The sequence below is a fragment of the Microvirga vignae genome, assembly GCF_001017175.1.
GTDB lineage: Bacteria > Pseudomonadota > Alphaproteobacteria > Rhizobiales > Beijerinckiaceae > Microvirga > Microvirga vignae.
In genome coordinates this window covers 18,822-34,310 of sequence record NZ_LCYG01000008.1, presented here as the reverse complement: position 1 = coordinate 34,310, position 15,489 = coordinate 18,822, and the positions used below count along the sequence as shown (strand labels likewise).

The following is a 15,489-nucleotide window of genomic DNA, read 5'->3' as shown; positions in this document are numbered from 1 at the left end:
CCAATCCGTCCACACGGCCTAGTTCCCGGTGGCCGACAAGACCGAGATACGAGGCGTTGGCGACGTCAAAGGTGTGGTCAGGACCCAGTAAAACAGTCCTGAAAGCTCTGAAAGCAGGGACCGATAGTACGCTGACCTCATGCGAGTTCATGAGAAGGTCCCGTGCGTTGGGAAGCTCTCCTGTTACAACGAGAGGGGGGATATCGCGGGAAGCGGTGACGCCCCTGTGCTCGTCGAGCGCCTCGATGGCGGCGCGAGCATCCTGCCGGAACCGCTCCTTGAGCACCTCAGGCTCACTCTCCCAGTCTCGTGCGCCTTCAAGAACATAGTAAAAGGCTTTGGCGACGGCCTCAATTTCATCCTTGGCCACGCGCGATCTCCAGTACCGCAATTGCATCCGACCTCATACGGAGTCAGTTGGCTTTACCCAGAAATAGGTACGACTTCGGGATTGTGAACTGGTTCTTTGAAGAGAAAATCCCGCCTGTCGGGGCCGCACGACAGTGGAAGTCCTGCCTTCAATCCATATCGTGGCGGTCCGCGGCGGGATGCTCCATTTCACCGGGGCCCAACTTATCGGAACTCTCGGCTTTTGCCGCCCGATGGCGCGCAAGCGTTGCAATAGTCAGCCTGGCAAGGTCCCGATGATGCTCCGATACCGTCTCAGGTACGGGCGTCGGGTTCTCGGGAGAGGCTGGGTGCCGTGCCCGGGCGATCGCTCTGGCAACCGCCTCCACTTCGTCGTCAATCATCATAGGTCCTCCCGAACGATCACATGGATGGCAGCTCAACCATCGACCTGAAGCAGAGACCCAAACGAACGGCTAAGTTTGCCGACGTGCAGAAACTTCGCCTTCACAAACGTTGATGGCATCGACGTCCCTTTAACATCGCATACCGTGCACCGGATTGATCCCTGTCAATCCGAGGCAATTGAGGTCTTGACGCAGACGAAGCGTTGTCAGGTGAGCAATTCGGGCGAGAGGCCGACAGCCATCTGAGAGAACATCCGAGGCTATGTCGAACCCGATGTTCTTGCAGCAACGGCAGCGCAAGGATGGCTGCGGTAACGCACCATTTTATCGAAAGCGGAAGAATAGGCCAAATAGCCTAGTCGACAGCCCAGATGCTGCGGCTCAAAAATGATCCTCCACCCGCCGGGAGCCTCAAATCTACGGAGCCTCAAATCTACAAAGACGACATAGAATTGAACGATCACGCAGGTTCTACTGAAGCCAGCGACGTATCTCGCAACGACTCCTCCGGAGCCCCCGACCCGGGCTTGCAGGAGGGTGAAACGCTCTATCGCCATGCTGTTGAACTGAGTCAGCAGATTCCTTGGACCTCGGATCGGGAGGGGAGGATCATCCATGTCGGTTCGGGTTGGGCCAGCGTGCTGGACATCCCCTTCGAGGAATTGCTCGGGAGCGGATGGCTAAGGCTTGTTCACCCGGATGATGTGACGCGGGTTGCAGAGACGAGGCGCATGACCTTGGTCACAGGAGCGCCTTACGAATGCGAGTACCGGATCAGAGTGGCCGATGGCAGCTATCGCTGGTTTCGAGCCCGCGCAGGAGCCCAACGCGACCAGACCGGCGCCATTGCGCGGTGGTACGGCACGATAGAGGACGTTCAGGACCGGAAGCAGGCGGAGTTGACCCACCAGGGGCATGCCCGCGTGTTGGAGATGATAGCCGCCGGCCTCTCCCTTCACGAGGTTCTGGAGGCGCTCTGCCTTTTGGCCGAGGAGCAGATCCCTGGTGCCCGCTGCTCCATTCTGCTGCTGGATAGGGAGCGGCAGGTGCTCCGACATGGTGCTGCGCCCAGCCTTCCGGCCGCCTACAGCGCCGCTATCGACGGCTTGACTGTTGGACCTGACGTTGGCTCATGCGGGGCCGCTGCCGCAGAATGCCGAGATGTGATCGTCACCGATATTGCCTCTGACCCGCTCTGGGCAGACTGGCGCGATCTGGCGCTGTCTCATGGCTTGCGAGCCTGCTGGTCCAGACCGGTGCTGGCGCGCTCCGGCGAGGTGCTGGGCACCTTTGCCTTTTACCATGATGAGCCTCGTGTCCCCACCGAGAAGGATATGGCTCGTATCGATGCCGTGCTGCACTTGGCGGCTCTGGCGATCGAGCGCCAGCGGAGCGATGCGGCACTGCGGGAAAGTGAGGAGCACTATCGCCACTCGGTCGAACTGAATCCGCAGGTCCCCTGGACTGCCGATCCTATGGGCAACATACTCGATGTCTCCTCCCGGTGGTTTGAGCACACAGGCATACCGACTGAAGAGGCGCTGGGTTCCGGTTGGATGAAGGCTTTGCACCCTGACGACGTGGCGCCGACGCAGCAGCGCTGGCTGCACTCCGTATCGAGCGGCGAGTCGTTTGATGCAGAGTACCGCGTGCGCCTGGCCGACGGGAGCTACCGCTGGTGCCGCGCTCGCGCGGCACCCCGACGAGATGAAGATGGTCTCATCATTCGCTGGTATGGCACACTTGAGGACATCCACGACAGGAAGCTCGCCAAGGAGCATCTCCGCTATGCTGCCTATCATGATGATTTGACGGGCTTGCCCAACCGCAGGCTCTTTCACGAGCGTCTCCAGCAGGCAGTCGGCGAGGCTGTCAATTTGCAGAGGATGGTCGGGCTGCTGCTTATTGATGTTGATCATCTCAAGCAGATCAATGACAGGTTCGGCCATGATGCCGGGGATGCCCTCTTGCAGACACTTGGCACGCGGCTGCACAGCGCGGTTGGCATCACCGACACGGTCGCCCGGCTTAGTGGTGATGAGTTCGCGATTATCCTTCCTGATGTGGCGGACGAGGCCCAGATTGCTGAAATGGCGAAGGCAGTTCTGACTCAGACGCAGGAGCCTCTTAGGCGCACTGGAAGCACGCTTGAGTTCCGCATCAGCATCGGAGGCACCGTTGCTGCCGGATCCGGCATGACGACCGAGCAACTTCTGAAGCAGGCGGACCTTGCCCTCTACCACGGGAAGGGCAGCGGGCGTGGCACGTTCAGGATGTTTAACCCTGCCATGCGTGAGGAGGCGCAAAGGACTGCCTCGGCTCTGGAGATCGCCGGCAAGGCAGTGACGTTCGGCTGGATCGAACCCTTCTACCAGCCCAAGGTGGCGCCAGCCTCAGGCACATTGGGCGGCTTCGAGGCTCTCTTGCGCTGGCGCCACCCCAGTCGGGGGATTCAATCTCCGGCGACACTTGCTCCCGCTCTCGATGACCCGGATCTTGGGATTGCGATCGGCGAGCGCATGCGCTTTCGGGTTTTCCAGGATATGCGCGGCTGGCTAGACGCCGGGCTCGATCCAGGCCGGATCGCCATCAATGCTGCGGCCGTCGAGTTCCGTTGCGGCGACTATGCCGAGCGCGTGATTGAGGAACTGAACTGGGCCGGCGTGCCGACGAGTTGCCTTGAGGTCGAGGTGACCGAAAGTGTCTTCCTGGATTCCAGCGCTGACACTGTAGAACGGGCACTGCGTACCTTGAGCGCAGCCGGCGTGACGATCGCGCTCGATGATTTTGGGACCGGGTATGCATCGCTGGCGCACCTGAAGCGATTCCCAGTGGATGTCATCAAGATCGACCGTTCGTTTGTGAGCAAACTAGAAACGGACGCGGGCGATGCCGCGATTGTCCGGGCTGTTCTGGGCCTAGGGCAAAGCCTCGGCATCAAGGTGGTTGCGGAGGGTGTGGAGACGGCCACTCAGATGACACTTCTCCGAGAGCTGGGCTGCAACCTCGTTCAGGGATACCACATGGGCCGCCCAATGCCTGCTGAAGATGTGCCGCAATTCATCGCCCACGAATAAAGGTGACGTTAAAGTCAGTGGATGCTCCCTGCAGCAACCGACAAACTCGCCAACAACGCCCACGACTCCGAACTTTGCTGCACAGGCGTCATGAGCACGGTTCGTCCGGCAGCATCGGCCACCTCGAAACGCATCTGGGGCCGAATGGCCGCTTCCCTCGCGAATTCGTCTGCACTTTGAATGACTTCCATCAGCAATGCAATGCTGTCCGGAAGTTCAATGCCATCCTGATCTTCGATCAGACCAAGATCGTCCCGGATATGGAAATAGTAGATCCCCATCTGGTGCCCGTCATCTAATGTCCCATGCTGCTTTTCACCTTTGTTAAGCGGACAAAGCGCGAATGCCTATTTGGCTAAATAGCCTAATCCGCCTTTGGCTCCGTCCTAGGCCATCCGACATAAGGAACTTGCACGCAGCAGATGCATTCTCCGGCTAAGCCTTTATGGGTACTCCGAACGGAGGGAATTATGGACAAGGCTGGTCAAGTTGCCTTGATTGCCGACGGTGACGACTACTTCCGACTGGCACTCCAGACAATTTTGATCAAGCAGCTTGGATTCTCCAGCGTTGTCCATGCCGCTTCTCTTGATGAGGCCGTAGAACAACTCTCTCAAAAGCCGAGTAAATCGCTTGCGGTATTTGATCATGCGATTCCTGGCATCAAAAGCACGGCTTGTCTGACGGCCGTGCGTGACTGCTTCCCCAATCTTCGCTTGGCGGTCCTGTCAACGTCGCACCGGAAGCGGGATGTCCTTGCGGCCTTGGATGCAGGTGTTCACGGCTATGTGCCTAAAACGATCAGCCCGGCTCAGCTCGTAGAGGCCCTCAGGCTGATTATGGACGGACTGATCTATGTTCCACCGTCGGTCGCATCCATTGCACCTGCCTCAGACGGGGTGCAGGTGCTGAAGGCCGTGCCCACGCGGAGGCCCCCGATCGACAGCCTGACCCCGCGCCAGAAGGAGGTTCTCGAGCTTCTGATGCAAGGCAAATCGAACAAGGAGATCGCGCAGACCCTGAGCCTTGGGGAAGGAACGGTCAAAGTGCATATGGCTGCGCTGTTCCGGGTGTTCGGGGCGCGATCGCGAGCGGCGGTGGCAGCGGCGGGCTCACAATTGCTCTCCGGCTGATGACCCCAGCGTCCATCAGCGCTTCCAGCAGATATCCGCCTCCGGCATGCAGTGGACTCTCCATGGCTGGTCCCAAACCCCTGTCAGGTCAGCTTGGCCATGGTCGACCGCCCGATGCTGCCGGAACGATAGGTCAGAGGCGGCGTTGGTCGGGCAAAGAGGAGAGATGGCATGGCCCGGAACGAAGCCGAAAAGGCGAACATCGCGGCCAAGGAGGCTCGTCAAGCCGCGGATGAACCGACGCTCGAACCTTCATTCGAGCCGCTCGTGAACACGATGCACGAGGCCGCGAGGGAGAATCGTGATCCGGACGGAGTCGGCCCCATGTCTCCGGGCATGGCCGAGAGGATCAGGAAGGAGCGGGGCGACAAGACCTGATCGCTGAAGGTACGAGCTGCCTCATGCGCTTTGTCCCTTGAAACCGCCGGCGAGCGCATTCGAGCAGGCGCCCCGCTTGGGCTGCACCGCAAAAAAGCTCCCTCGCCGGAGGCCGGGAGGGAGCAGGACCCAGAGGGAGTTCGGGAGGAAGAAGAACTTGCAACTTACGCCCCTGCACCGACAGCGCCATTAAATAGGTTAATCGCGGCAGGAGATTCGGACCGGATCGGCGCCGTTGGAGTCACCATCTTCGGCGAGACCACCGATTCTCTCATCAGCAACGGAAATTCGGCACTCGTGCGGGATGCTGGGTTCGGTGGTGATCCGAAGTTCGCGCCGCGACCACTCGCCATCGCGGCAACCGATAAGCTGGTGTTTCTCAATCTTCCTGGAATGCCTCCTCGCGCTTATTGCGGATGGCCGGCAGGGCCACCGCGATGATGAGGATAGCGGTTACTGCCAGGAGAACCGCCGAGATAGGACGATGGATGAAGATCGCGAAATCGCCCTTGGAGAGCACCATGGCTCGACGGAAATTCTCCTCGATCATCGGGCCGAGCACGAAGCCGAGCATCAGAGGTGCCGGTTCGCATTCCAGCTTTCTGAGAGCGTAGCCGAAGAAGCCGAACCCAACCGCGAGGAACAGGTCGAAGACCGAGTTCTGCACCGAGTAGACGCCAACGCAGCAGAACAGCAGAATTGCCGGGTAGAGAACCTTGAAGGGTACGGTGAGCAGCTTGACCCAAATGCCGACCAGCGGCAGGTTCAGAATCACCAGCATCAGGTTTCCGATCCACATGGAGGCGATCAGCCCCCAGAACAGGGAGGGATTGCTGGTCATCACCTGCGGGCCGGGCTGGATGTTGTGAACGATCATCGCTCCCAGCATCAAGGCCATCGTGGCGCTTCCGGGAATTCCCAAGGTGAGCGTTGGAACGAAGGCCGTCTGCGCCGCCGCATTGTTGGCGGCTTCAGGGCCGGCCACGCCCTCGATCGCGCCTCTTCCGAACTTCTCGGGCGTCCTGGAGACTTTCTTCTCCAGGCTGTAGGCAAAGAAGGAGGCAAGCGAAAGGCCGGCTCCAGGGAGTATGCCGACGGCCGACCCAATGGCGCTACCGCGCAGCACGGCCGGCATCATGCGCTTGAAGTCGGCAAGAGTCGGCCAGAGATTGGTGATCTTGCCCGTGTAAGCCTCTCGGATCTCCTTGTGCTCCAAGCTGGCGATGATCTCGCCAAAGGCGAAGATTCCGACCGCGATGACAATGAAGTCGATCCCCTCCCAGAGCTGCGGCAGTCCGAAGGTGAAGCGCATGACGCCCGAGGCAACGTCCGTTCCCACGAGGCCGAGCAGCAATCCGAGCACGATCATCCCGATCGCCTTGAGGAGCGGTCCCGATGCGAGGGAGACCGCACCGACGAGGCCCATGGTCATGAGTGAAAAATACTCTGCCGGACCGAACTCGAACGCGAACTCCGTCAGAGGCTTGGCGAAGGCCGCCAGGATCAGCGTTCCAACGCAGCCGGCGAAGAATGAGCCGAGGGCAGCCGTCGACAGTGCAACACCCGCGCGTCCCTGCCGCGCCATCTGGTAACCGTCGAGCACGGTGACCACTGACGAGGTTTCACCCGGAAGATTGACGAGGATCGCCGTCGTCGACCCGCCATACGCCGCTCCGTAGTAAATGCCGGAGAGCATGATCAGGGCGGACAAGGGCTCTAATCCGAAGGTGAAGGGCAGGAGCATCGAGATTGTGGCCAGCGGGCCCAACCCGGGCAGGACTCCGATAAGGGTTCCCAGAACGCAGCCACCGAAGGCATAAAGCAGGTTCTGAATGGTCAGAGCGCTCGCAAATCCGAGCATCAGGTTGTCGAAGAGTTCCACCGTAACCTCCTCAACCCGCGATGAATGTCGGCCAAACTGGGAACTGGAGGTTCAGCGCGTAGACGAAAACGACCAGAGCGAAGACGATGAGGACGAGCGTGTTGATGAGGGTCGCCCGCCACGTAAATTCATGGCTTGCGAGACTCGATCCGACGACCAGGGCGATCAGCGACAGCACGAGCCCGAGAGTGTCGAGCAGAAGACCGAAGACGACGACCGAAGCAAGAATGATGAACAGAGGCCCGAGTGCCCAGCGCTCCATTCTTTGAGGTTCGGCACGGGACCGAACAGCGCCGAGGATTACCATGACACCGATCGCAGCCATGATGATGCCGAGCCAGAACGGAAAGTAGCCGGGGCCCATTCGGGACGCCGTGCCCATCCGATATCCATACGAGGCGACGGCAAAGGCGATCCCGAGAATGATGTACAGGAGGCCCGAGGCGAAGTCTTTCTGACGCACGATTTTCATTGCACTACCCGAAGACGTACATTCGTCCTCTCAGCTCTTGAAGAGCAGGTGAGAACTGTGTGCAGCACAGTCCAATGCGTGCTGCACACAGCTATTCTGCAGGTCAGGCTTATGCGGCTCCTTATTGAGCCTGGATGTCGGCCTTCTCGGCGATCGTGCGCCATTTCTGGAGCTCGTCCTGGATGAGCTTGCCGAAGGCTTGCGCGGACATCGGTGTCGGTCGAGCAGCATCGCGAGCAAGGAATTCCTTGGTCGCCTCAGTGCCCAGAACCTTGTTGATGTCGCCGTTGATCTTGTTGACGATCTCATCCGGGGTGCCGGCAGGCGCGAGAATTCCCCACCACTGCTCGACATCGACGCCCTTGACACCGGCCTCATCGGCAGTCGGGATCTCAGGAGCCACGCTGGCGCGCTGGTCGCTGGTGACGACCAGTCCTCGCAGCTGACCGCCACGGATGAGCGGCAGGGCTTGGGTCATGCTGCTCATGAAAAGGTCCGCATGCCCGCCGATGACGTCGGTCATGGCTTCCGAGCCGCCCTTGTAGTGAACGGGAATCATCTTGATCCCGGCGCTCTGCGCGAAGAGTTCGGCTCCGAACTGATTGACGGTGCCGACACCAGACGTGGCATAGGCCAGTTCTTTGGTCTTCGCCGTCTGCAGGAACTCCTGAATGTTCTTGGCCGGTACGGATTTTCCAACCACCAGAACCAGCGGAACCTTGCCGATCATGGCGACAGGCTTGAAGCCCTTGACAGGATCGAACGGCAGATTCTTCTGCACCGCCGGATTCATCGTGAAGGTGACGGATGCGATCAGGAGCGTATACCCGTCCGCAGGCGCTTTGGAGACATGGGCGGACCCGATCGCGGCCCCTGCGCCGGGCATGTTCGATACGACGACCGGTTGTCCCCACATCTTGCTGAGATTGTCGCCGAGGTGCCGTGCCAGGATGTCATTCGAGCCACCCGCAGCGAATGGAACGACCAGGGTAACAGGCTTCGCCGGGAATTGCTGCGCAACAGCCGTGGTCGCGAATGCCATTGCCGCCGCTGTAAGAGCGTATCTGACGAACTTCATGAGCTTCCTCCGTATGCCTATGTGATATTTTGTTGTGAGCCCTGCTCTTACCTCCCACAGGGCTCACCGATGTCTTCGCATCCGATCATGAGGCTTTTCGGGACGGAGGTTTACCGCCCCGGCATGCCAGTGGCGGTATGAGAAGCTGACGGAGACAGCGTGTCGAATAAAAAATCCGGCGTCAGCCATAAAGCCGGCTTCTAGAGATGCTCCTCGCGGATCGTCTGTTTGAGATGATCGATGAAGTCATTCACGACCACGGATTGAGGAGCGGCCTTCGGCCGGATGAGAAGGGTTCTGGCCTCGATGCGGGGGTTCGAGTTTCGGACGACGAGCCCGGGAATGCCCATCGTACTCACCAGAAGCGGATCAACGAGCGCGACGCCTGCGCCAAAACGCGCGAGCATGATGCCGGTGAGGGAGACGCTCACCTGGACAACGATATTGGGCGCAATCCCGGCCTCGCTGAGCGCGCGGTCGACATAGGGACGGAAGACGATCTGGGGCAGGTATGTGATGATGGGATAGGGGGCGAGGTCCTTGATATTAATCTCGTCGCGTTCGGCCAAAGGATGATCGTCCGGCATGACGCAGGCGATGCTCCAGCTCATGAGCACCTCCGTGTCCACCGCCGAGCTGATGATCGGCTCGTGCGCGATCCCGAGTTCGACCTCGCGGTTGATCACCCGGTCGAGAACCTGCGGAGAGGTGAGCGACTGGAGGGTGCATCGCACTTGCGGCCTCTTCGCCACGAAAGTGGCGACAGCCTTCGCCAGATAGCCGTTGGCAATCGGGAAAGCCGCCGCGAGAGGAAGGGTGCCGAGGCGCCCGCCCACCAGATCCTGGGTGAGCCGTCCCACGGCCTCGATTCGACCGAAGATCTCGGCGACATCCGGGAAGATGGCCTGGGCCTCGTTGGTCGGCTGCAGCCGGCCGCCGACCCTGTGGAAGAGCTTCATCTTCAAGCGGCTTTCGCAGTGCTTCAGCACGGTGCTGATGGCCGGCTGCGTGACGTTGAGCAGTTGTGCGGCTCCCGTGACTGAACCGGTCACCATGATGGCGTAGAAGACCTCCATCTGTCGAAGGTTCATCATTCTCGCTGCTTCCTCCCGTCCCATTCACTTCGAGCAGGCCTATTACCAGAATTTATGATCATGCTCGGATAAGTGATTAGACATTGATATGGATCGCGCGAATGATCAACCGTCCGGCACTCCGGCACGGATGCGGCGCATCCGTGCCGGAGGCATTGTCTTTCGCCAGCGCTGCAGGGTAGCCGGTGCGGAAGAAGGAGGCCGTACAGAATGGATATGAAGAGCGGCAAGCTGAGGCCAGATGACCAGGGGACGGTGCAGGGCTCACCAGAACCGAAGGTCAGCGTGCGCGAGCTGTTCTGGGCTTTTCTGCTGGTCGGACTCTCGGGTTTCGGTGGCGTGCTCCCCTTCGTCCGCCACATGCTCGTCGATAAGCGCCGCTGGCTCACCTCTGCCGAATTCACGGAGGTGCTGGGACTGTCCCAGCTGCTTCCGGGCCCCAACGTCGTGAACATCAGCATCTATGTCGGGGCGCGCTTCGCGGGCGCTGCCGGCGCTTCGGCTGCGCTCCTGGGGCTGATGGTGATTCCGATCGCGATCGTCCTCTGCCTCGGTGCGGCCTATACGCGCTACAGCGATCTTCCGGCCGTTGCGAACGCTTTTCGGGGGATTGCTTCCGCCGCTGCCGGGCTGGTGGTCGCGATGGCGATCAAGATTGCCTGGCCGGTGCTCCGCTCAGGGCGCACCATCACCATCGCCGTTCTTGTCATCGTCGCGATCGTGATCCTCAAGGTGCCGCTCGTCTGGACACTCGCCGTCATGGCGCCGGTCAGCATCGTTTGGATCTGGTGGAAGACGCCATGAGCGACAATGACAGTCTATGGGCCTTCGTCTTCCACCTCTCGCTCCTTTCCCTTTTAGCGATAGGCGGGGTGAATACCATCCTCCCTGAGCTTCATCGCTTCGTCGTCCTCGACCATCCGTGGATGACGAACGAGCAGTTCACCGCTCTTTACGCGCTCGCCCAGGCGGCCCCGGGCCCGAACGTGATCTTCGTTACCCTGATCGGCTGGCAGGTTGCCGGCCTCGCCGGCGCCCTTTTGGCCACACTCGCGATCTGCGGTCCGGCGACAGTCATCGCCTATGTGGCCACGCGCCTGTCGACACAGTGGCAGCATCTGAAATGGTTCAGATTGCTGCGTAGCGGGCTCATCCCCCTGACGACGGGCTTGATGATCGCCAGCGCATGGCTTCTCACAGCCGCCTCCGCTCAGAATGTTCTCAGCTATGTCATTACGGCCGCAACCGCCCTCGTCATGCTGACGACACGGATCAATCCCCTGTGGCTCCTCGCCCTCGCAGGAGGAGCGGGCGCCGCAGGGATCATCTGAACGGCGCTCGTTCTTCATAAATGGAATTAATGATCAGTTGCGACTTAATGATTGGACGTTGATCCCCATCGATTGAATGCTCCAGGCCAATCATCAACCTGATGCAAAGGCCTGACCATGGCGGCGCTGACAATCGGCATCATCGACCCGTTCCATCCAAAGAGCATCGACACGATCGCGGCTGCCGTTCCGGCCGAATGGCGGCTCAGCATCGCCAAAGGACAGAGCATCGACGAGAAGGCGCAAGCACTTCGCGATGCGGATGTCGCCTTCGTCATGGCGGCGCCGATGCCTGCCTCGCTCATCGATGCAGCGCCGCGCCTGCGGTTCATTCAGAAGCTTGGAGCCGGCATCGACCGGATTGACCTCGATCATTGTGCGGCACGCGGAATTGGCTTGGCGCGCCTCCAGGCCGGGAACTCGATCCCAGTCGCGGAGCATACGCTTCTCCTTATGCTCGCAGCTTGCCGGCGTCTGCCGCTTCTTGATCGGCAGACCCGCGCCGGCGGCTGGGACAAGGAGGCGGCGCGCGGAGTGAGCCGGCAGATCAACGGCAAAACTGTCGGCATCGTCGGCTTTGGCGCGATTGGCCAGGCTGTCGCCAGGCTGCTCACAGGCTTCGATGCGAACGTCCTCTACTTCGATCCGCGGCGGGCCGGCCCCGAACTCGAGCGCGAACTGCGCGTGACCTACGCGCCTCTCGACGAGTTGACCGCGGAGTCGGACATTGTGTCCCTCCATCTCCCGCTCATGAAGGAGACAGCCAAGATCTTCGACGCGGCGCGCATCGCCAGAATGAAGCCCGGCTCGATCCTGATCAACTGCGCCCGCGGCGGCCTCATCGACGAATCCGCCCTGCACGATGCACTCGTCAGCGGGCACATCTACTCGGCCGGTATCGATGCGTTCGAGCAGGAGCCGCCGGTGGGCAGTCCTTTGCTCCTTCTGGATCAGACCGTCGTCACTCCTCACACCGCCGGCGGCACGATCGATAATTTCAAGCCCGTCGTGGAGCGGGCGGTGCGCAACACCCAGCTCTTCCTCTCGGGAGAGGACATTCCCGCACAAGACCTGGTGCTGGCGCCGCGCCGGTCGGCAGCCTGACGTCATGACGATGGAAAGCTCCACGTTGCTGAAGAGGAGAAACGGTATGGGTCTGCATCCCTTCATGATCGGCAACCAATGGCGGGACGGGCAGGGGACGCCGTTCGTCTCGGTGAACCCCAGCAACGGAACCGAGGTCGCCAGGATCGCCGGTGCCGGACCTGCGGATGTCGATGATGCCGTGAAGGCGGCGCGTGCGGCTTTGAGCGACCCGGCCTGGGCCGGGCTGAAGCACCATGAGCGTGCAGGTCTTCTTTACCGCATGGCGGATCTTGTCGCTGCGAGCGCCGAGCATCTTGCGCGTGTGCAGATGGAGGACAACGGCAAGACTTTCACGGAATGCCTGTCTCAAGCGAAGAGCGCCGCCGCCACTTTCCGTTACTACGGCGCCGCCTGCGAGACCTTCGAAAGCGAGCTCACGACCCAGCGTGGTCCCAGTGTCACGATGACCGTATACGAGCCGGTCGGTGTGGTCGCTGCGATCACGCCCTGGAACTCGCCGCTTACGCTCGAGGCGCAGAAGCTGGCACCAATCCTTGCTGCCGGAAACACCGTCGTGCTCAAGCCGTCGGAGGTGACTCCATGCATCGCTCTAGAATATGCGCGGCTCGCCATCGAAGCGGGATTCCCGGCGGGTGTCGTGAACGTCGTGACCGGTGCAGCCGATGTCGGGCGGGCTCTGGTCGAGCACGCTGGTGTGGACATGGTGAGTTTCACCGGAGGAACGGCGGCTGGACGCGCCATCGCGGCAGTGGCCGGGCAGCGCCTCAAGCCGGTCGTGCTCGAACTGGGCGGCAAGTCGCCTCACATCGTCTTTGCGGATGCGGATCTCAAGAAGGCTCCGAAGAGCGTGGCCGACGGGATCTTCTCGGGTGGAGGCCAGTCCTGCATCGCCGGGTCCCGTGTTTTCGTCGAAGCTTCGATCTTCGAACCTTTCATGGAAGCCTTCCAGGCCGCGGCGCGAGACTACACGCTGGGGGCGCCTGATGTACCTGGGACGCGGATGGGGCCGATGGTGAGCTTCAACCATCGTGACCACGTCGCCCGGGCTGTCGAACTTGCCCGCGAGGAGGGCGGCCAAATCCTTGTGGGCGGCGATCTGCCGGCCGGGGAGGCATTCAAGAACGGCGCCTATTATCCGGCGACTGTCATCAGCGGCGTCACGAACCAGTCGCGAGTCTGCCAGCAGGAAATCTTCGGTCCCGTCGCCGTCGTCCTGCCGTTCGAGAACGAGAGCGATCTGATCAAGCAGGCCAACGACACGGAATTCGGTCTCGCGGCCGGCCTCTGGACGAGCGATTTCGCGAAAGCCTGGCGCGTGGCGCGGGCGATCCAGGCCGGAACGGTCTGGATCAACACCTACAAGGAAACATCGATCTCGACGCCCTTCGGCGGCCTCAAGCAGAGCGGCCTCGGTCGCGAGAAGGGGCTCAAAGGGGTGCGAACCTACATGGAGCCGAAGGGTCTCTATTGGCACGTGGGCTGATGCAGCCGGGATGCCGATCACAACAAGCCTTGCACGTCTGTCCGCTTGAGGAAGCGGGGCGCACAATTTCAGGAGGAAATTTGAATGTCGACGACCGTTGAAGTGATGGCCGATGCTTTCAAGGAAGCCGGTACGCCGTTTCTCGTGGGACATCCGGGCGGCGAGTCCGTCGAGCTGATGGAGGCTGCGCGCCAGCGCGACATGCGCTTCATCCTGATGAAGCAGGAAACGGCCGGCGCGATGCTCGCCGCGACCTGGGGCGAGATCACGGGTTCTCCGGGCGTCTGTCTCTCGACACGCGGCCCCGGCGCGGCGAACATGGTGAACGGTGCGGCGCACGCGTTCCTCGACCGCGCTCCTCTCATCCTTCTCACGGACCGCTACTCGCAGCCGGCTCACGAGGTCGGTCTGCGGCAGCGCATCGATCAGCTTGCGGTCTACGCGCCCCTCGTCAAATGGGGCACGACGGTCGACGCGCGGACCATCCGCCAGCAGCTCCGCCGCGCGATGCGGACGGCGACGGCGCCCGCGCCCGGGCCGGTTCAGTTCGACATTCCTCAAAGCGAGACGACCAAGGAGGCCGCGCCGCTGCTGGCCGAGCCGCCGCTGATGCCGAACCTTCTGTATCCGGAGCCGGACGCGGCTGCCTTGAAGCCGATCATCGATCGGGTGCGGAACGCCCGCAAGCCGATCATCCTCGCGGGTCTCGGGGTGCTGTGGGACAGAGCGTCCAGCGAACTCGTCGCCCTCGCCGAGCAGCTCGGTGCGCCGGTTCTCGTCACGTCCAAGTGCAAGGGGGCCATTCCGGAGGATCATCCCCTGCGCGCCGGCTGCATCATCGGCGGGCTGATCGAGCGCAAGCTCGTGAGCGAAGCGGACCTGATCATCACCGTCGGTCTGGACGGCGTGGAGTTGCAGCCGAAGGCATGGCCCTACACGACGCCTCTCGTGGCTCTTTCCAGCACTCCGTCCCTTGACGCGCTCGTCCCGGCCGAGATCGAGGCGATCGGTGATCTGAAGATCCTCCTGCGCAAGATAACCGATCTGTGCTCGGGCGGAAGCAACTGGGGCGAGAGAGCCGCATCGGTCTTCCGCCAGGACGTCATCGATGCTCTCAACACCCCGAGCAAGGGCCTCTCGCCGCAGCGGGCGATGGAGGTTGCGCGCGCCATCCTGCCGCGAGAGACCATCGCGACCTGCGACGCCGGCGCAAGCCGCCTCCTGGTCGTGCAGAAATGGCAGTCCTACGGGCCGCGCGAGTTCCTGACCTCGAACGGTCTCGGCTCGATGGGATATGCGGTTCCCGGCGCACTGGCCGCGCGCCTTGCTCATCCCAACCGGCCGGTCGTGGCCTTCACCGGTGACGGCGGCTTCCTGATGGCAGTCGCCGAGCTCCAGACCGCGGTGCGCGAAAACCTGCCCATTATCATCGTCGTGCTCGACGACCAGCAGATCGGGTTGATCCGTGTGAAGCAGGAAATCAAGGGACTTCCGCTGCATGGCGTTGGGATCGGCGGCTGCGATTGGGAGAAGCTCGCCCAGGGCTTCGGAGCGGACGGCGTCACGGTCGATACGGAGAACGGATTGCAGGACGCGCTCGGTGCCGCCTTGAAAACCGGCCGGACAACGGTGATCGGCGTCCGGATCGACGGCTCCGGCTATGTCGACCAGTTCAACGCCCTGCGTGAGCTCTGATCGA

15 protein-coding genes are annotated in these 15,489 nt (G+C 61.5%); 8 read left to right on the top strand and 7 right to left on the bottom strand.

All coding sequences use genetic code 11. From position 1 onward, the window contains the following. Positions 1-370, bottom strand: a 370-nt coding sequence (locus tag AA309_RS02455; RefSeq protein WP_200901928.1) for a hypothetical protein, incomplete at its 3' end; no start/stop codon positions are given. Positions 371-518: 148 nt separating this feature from the next. Beyond that, positions 519-755: a hypothetical protein gene (locus tag AA309_RS02450; protein WP_047187397.1), complete on the bottom strand. Its 237-nt coding sequence runs from the start codon at positions 753-755 to the stop codon at positions 519-521. A gap of 452 nt (positions 756-1,207) precedes the next feature. Here AA309_RS02450 and AA309_RS31600 point away from each other — a divergent pair, with 452 nt between their 5' ends. Further along, positions 1,208-3,832, top strand: coding sequence for a bifunctional diguanylate cyclase/phosphodiesterase (locus tag AA309_RS31600; protein WP_160310382.1), 2,625 nt, complete (start codon positions 1,208-1,210; stop codon positions 3,830-3,832). 14 nt (positions 3,833-3,846) lie between these two features. Here the strand turns inward: AA309_RS31600 and AA309_RS02440 are convergent, their stop codons facing one another. Beyond that, on the bottom strand, positions 3,847-4,113 hold the full coding sequence (locus tag AA309_RS02440) for a DUF6894 family protein (protein WP_047187396.1): 267 nt from the start codon (positions 4,111-4,113) through the stop codon (positions 3,847-3,849). Between the two features lie 189 nt (positions 4,114-4,302). Here AA309_RS02440 and AA309_RS02435 point away from each other — a divergent pair, with 189 nt between their 5' ends. Both AA309_RS02435 and AA309_RS02430 read left to right on the top strand, forming a co-directional pair. Next, a complete protein-coding gene (locus AA309_RS02435) occupies positions 4,303-4,965 on the top strand; it encodes a LuxR C-terminal-related transcriptional regulator (RefSeq protein WP_047187395.1) in 663 nt (220 codons plus the stop codon). Positions 4,966-5,136: 171 nt separating this feature from the next. After that, entirely contained in the window at positions 5,137-5,343 is a 207-nt protein-coding gene (locus AA309_RS02430) for a hypothetical protein (RefSeq protein WP_047187394.1), read from the top strand. A gap of 379 nt (positions 5,344-5,722) precedes the next feature. Here AA309_RS02430 and AA309_RS02425 read toward each other — a convergent pair whose 3' ends face one another. The 4 genes from AA309_RS02425 to AA309_RS02410 all read right to left on the bottom strand — a co-directional run bounded on the left by AA309_RS02425 (position 5,723) and on the right by AA309_RS02410 (position 9,869). After that, positions 5,723-7,225 carry a tripartite tricarboxylate transporter permease gene (locus AA309_RS02425; protein WP_047187393.1) on the bottom strand — a complete coding sequence of 501 codons (1,503 nt, stop codon included), beginning with the start codon at positions 7,223-7,225 and terminating at the stop codon, positions 5,723-5,725. Between the two features lie 10 nt (positions 7,226-7,235). After that, entirely contained in the window at positions 7,236-7,697 is a 462-nt protein-coding gene (locus AA309_RS02420; protein WP_047187392.1) for a tripartite tricarboxylate transporter TctB family protein, read from the bottom strand. 121 nt (positions 7,698-7,818) lie between these two features. Then, positions 7,819-8,775: a Bug family tripartite tricarboxylate transporter substrate binding protein gene (locus AA309_RS02415; RefSeq protein WP_047187391.1), complete on the bottom strand. Its 957-nt coding sequence runs from the start codon at positions 8,773-8,775 to the stop codon at positions 7,819-7,821. Between the two features lie 200 nt (positions 8,776-8,975). Beyond that, positions 8,976-9,869 (bottom strand): LysR family transcriptional regulator, encoded by an 894-nt coding sequence (locus AA309_RS02410; RefSeq protein WP_047187390.1) that lies wholly within the window; start codon positions 9,867-9,869, stop codon positions 8,976-8,978. 210 nt (positions 9,870-10,079) lie between these two features. Here AA309_RS02410 and AA309_RS02405 point away from each other — a divergent pair, with 210 nt between their 5' ends. The 5 genes from AA309_RS02405 (at position 10,080) to AA309_RS02385 (ending at position 15,485) form a co-directional block, all read left to right on the top strand. Then, positions 10,080-10,673, top strand: coding sequence for a chromate transporter (locus AA309_RS02405; protein WP_244470233.1), 594 nt, complete (start codon positions 10,080-10,082; stop codon positions 10,671-10,673). After that, positions 10,670-11,200 carry a chromate transporter gene (locus AA309_RS02400; protein WP_047187389.1) on the top strand — a complete coding sequence of 177 codons (531 nt, stop codon included), beginning with the start codon at positions 10,670-10,672 and terminating at the stop codon, positions 11,198-11,200. The genes AA309_RS02405 and AA309_RS02400 overlap by 4 nt, the downstream gene beginning before the upstream one ends. Positions 11,201-11,317: 117 nt before the next feature. After that, a complete protein-coding gene (locus AA309_RS02395) occupies positions 11,318-12,304 on the top strand; it encodes a 2-hydroxyacid dehydrogenase (protein WP_047187388.1) in 987 nt (328 codons plus the stop codon). A 46-nt stretch (positions 12,305-12,350) separates the two neighbouring features. Next, a complete protein-coding gene (locus AA309_RS02390; protein ID WP_047187387.1) occupies positions 12,351-13,790 on the top strand; it encodes an aldehyde dehydrogenase in 1,440 nt (479 codons plus the stop codon). 84 nt (positions 13,791-13,874) lie between these two features. After that, positions 13,875-15,485, top strand: coding sequence for a thiamine pyrophosphate-binding protein (locus AA309_RS02385; RefSeq protein ID WP_047187386.1), 1,611 nt, complete (start codon positions 13,875-13,877; stop codon positions 15,483-15,485). Positions 15,486-15,489: the final 4 nt, after the last annotated feature.

Coding starts and splice junctions, on each gene's coding strand:
- AA309_RS02450 (WP_047187397.1), bottom strand. CDS start 755: ATGATGATTGACGACGAAGTGGAGGCGGTTGCCAGAGCGATCGCCCGG.
- AA309_RS02440 (WP_047187396.1), bottom strand. CDS start 4,113: ATGGGGATCTACTATTTCCATATCCGGGACGATCTTGGTCTGATCGAA.
- AA309_RS02435 (WP_047187395.1), top strand. CDS start 4,303: ATGGACAAGGCTGGTCAAGTTGCCTTGATTGCCGACGGTGACGACTAC.
- AA309_RS02430 (WP_047187394.1), top strand. CDS start 5,137: ATGGCCCGGAACGAAGCCGAAAAGGCGAACATCGCGGCCAAGGAGGCT.
- AA309_RS02420 (WP_047187392.1), bottom strand. CDS start 7,697: ATGAAAATCGTGCGTCAGAAAGACTTCGCCTCGGGCCTCCTGTACATC.
- AA309_RS02415 (WP_047187391.1), bottom strand. CDS start 8,775: ATGAAGTTCGTCAGATACGCTCTTACAGCGGCGGCAATGGCATTCGCG.
- AA309_RS02410 (WP_047187390.1), bottom strand. CDS start 9,869: ATGATGAACCTTCGACAGATGGAGGTCTTCTACGCCATCATGGTGACC.
- AA309_RS02405 (WP_244470233.1), top strand. CDS start 10,080: ATGGATATGAAGAGCGGCAAGCTGAGGCCAGATGACCAGGGGACGGTG.
- AA309_RS02400 (WP_047187389.1), top strand. CDS start 10,670: ATGAGCGACAATGACAGTCTATGGGCCTTCGTCTTCCACCTCTCGCTC.
- AA309_RS02395 (WP_047187388.1), top strand. CDS start 11,318: ATGGCGGCGCTGACAATCGGCATCATCGACCCGTTCCATCCAAAGAGC.
- AA309_RS02390 (WP_047187387.1), top strand. CDS start 12,351: ATGGGTCTGCATCCCTTCATGATCGGCAACCAATGGCGGGACGGGCAG.
- AA309_RS02385 (WP_047187386.1), top strand. CDS start 13,875: ATGTCGACGACCGTTGAAGTGATGGCCGATGCTTTCAAGGAAGCCGGT.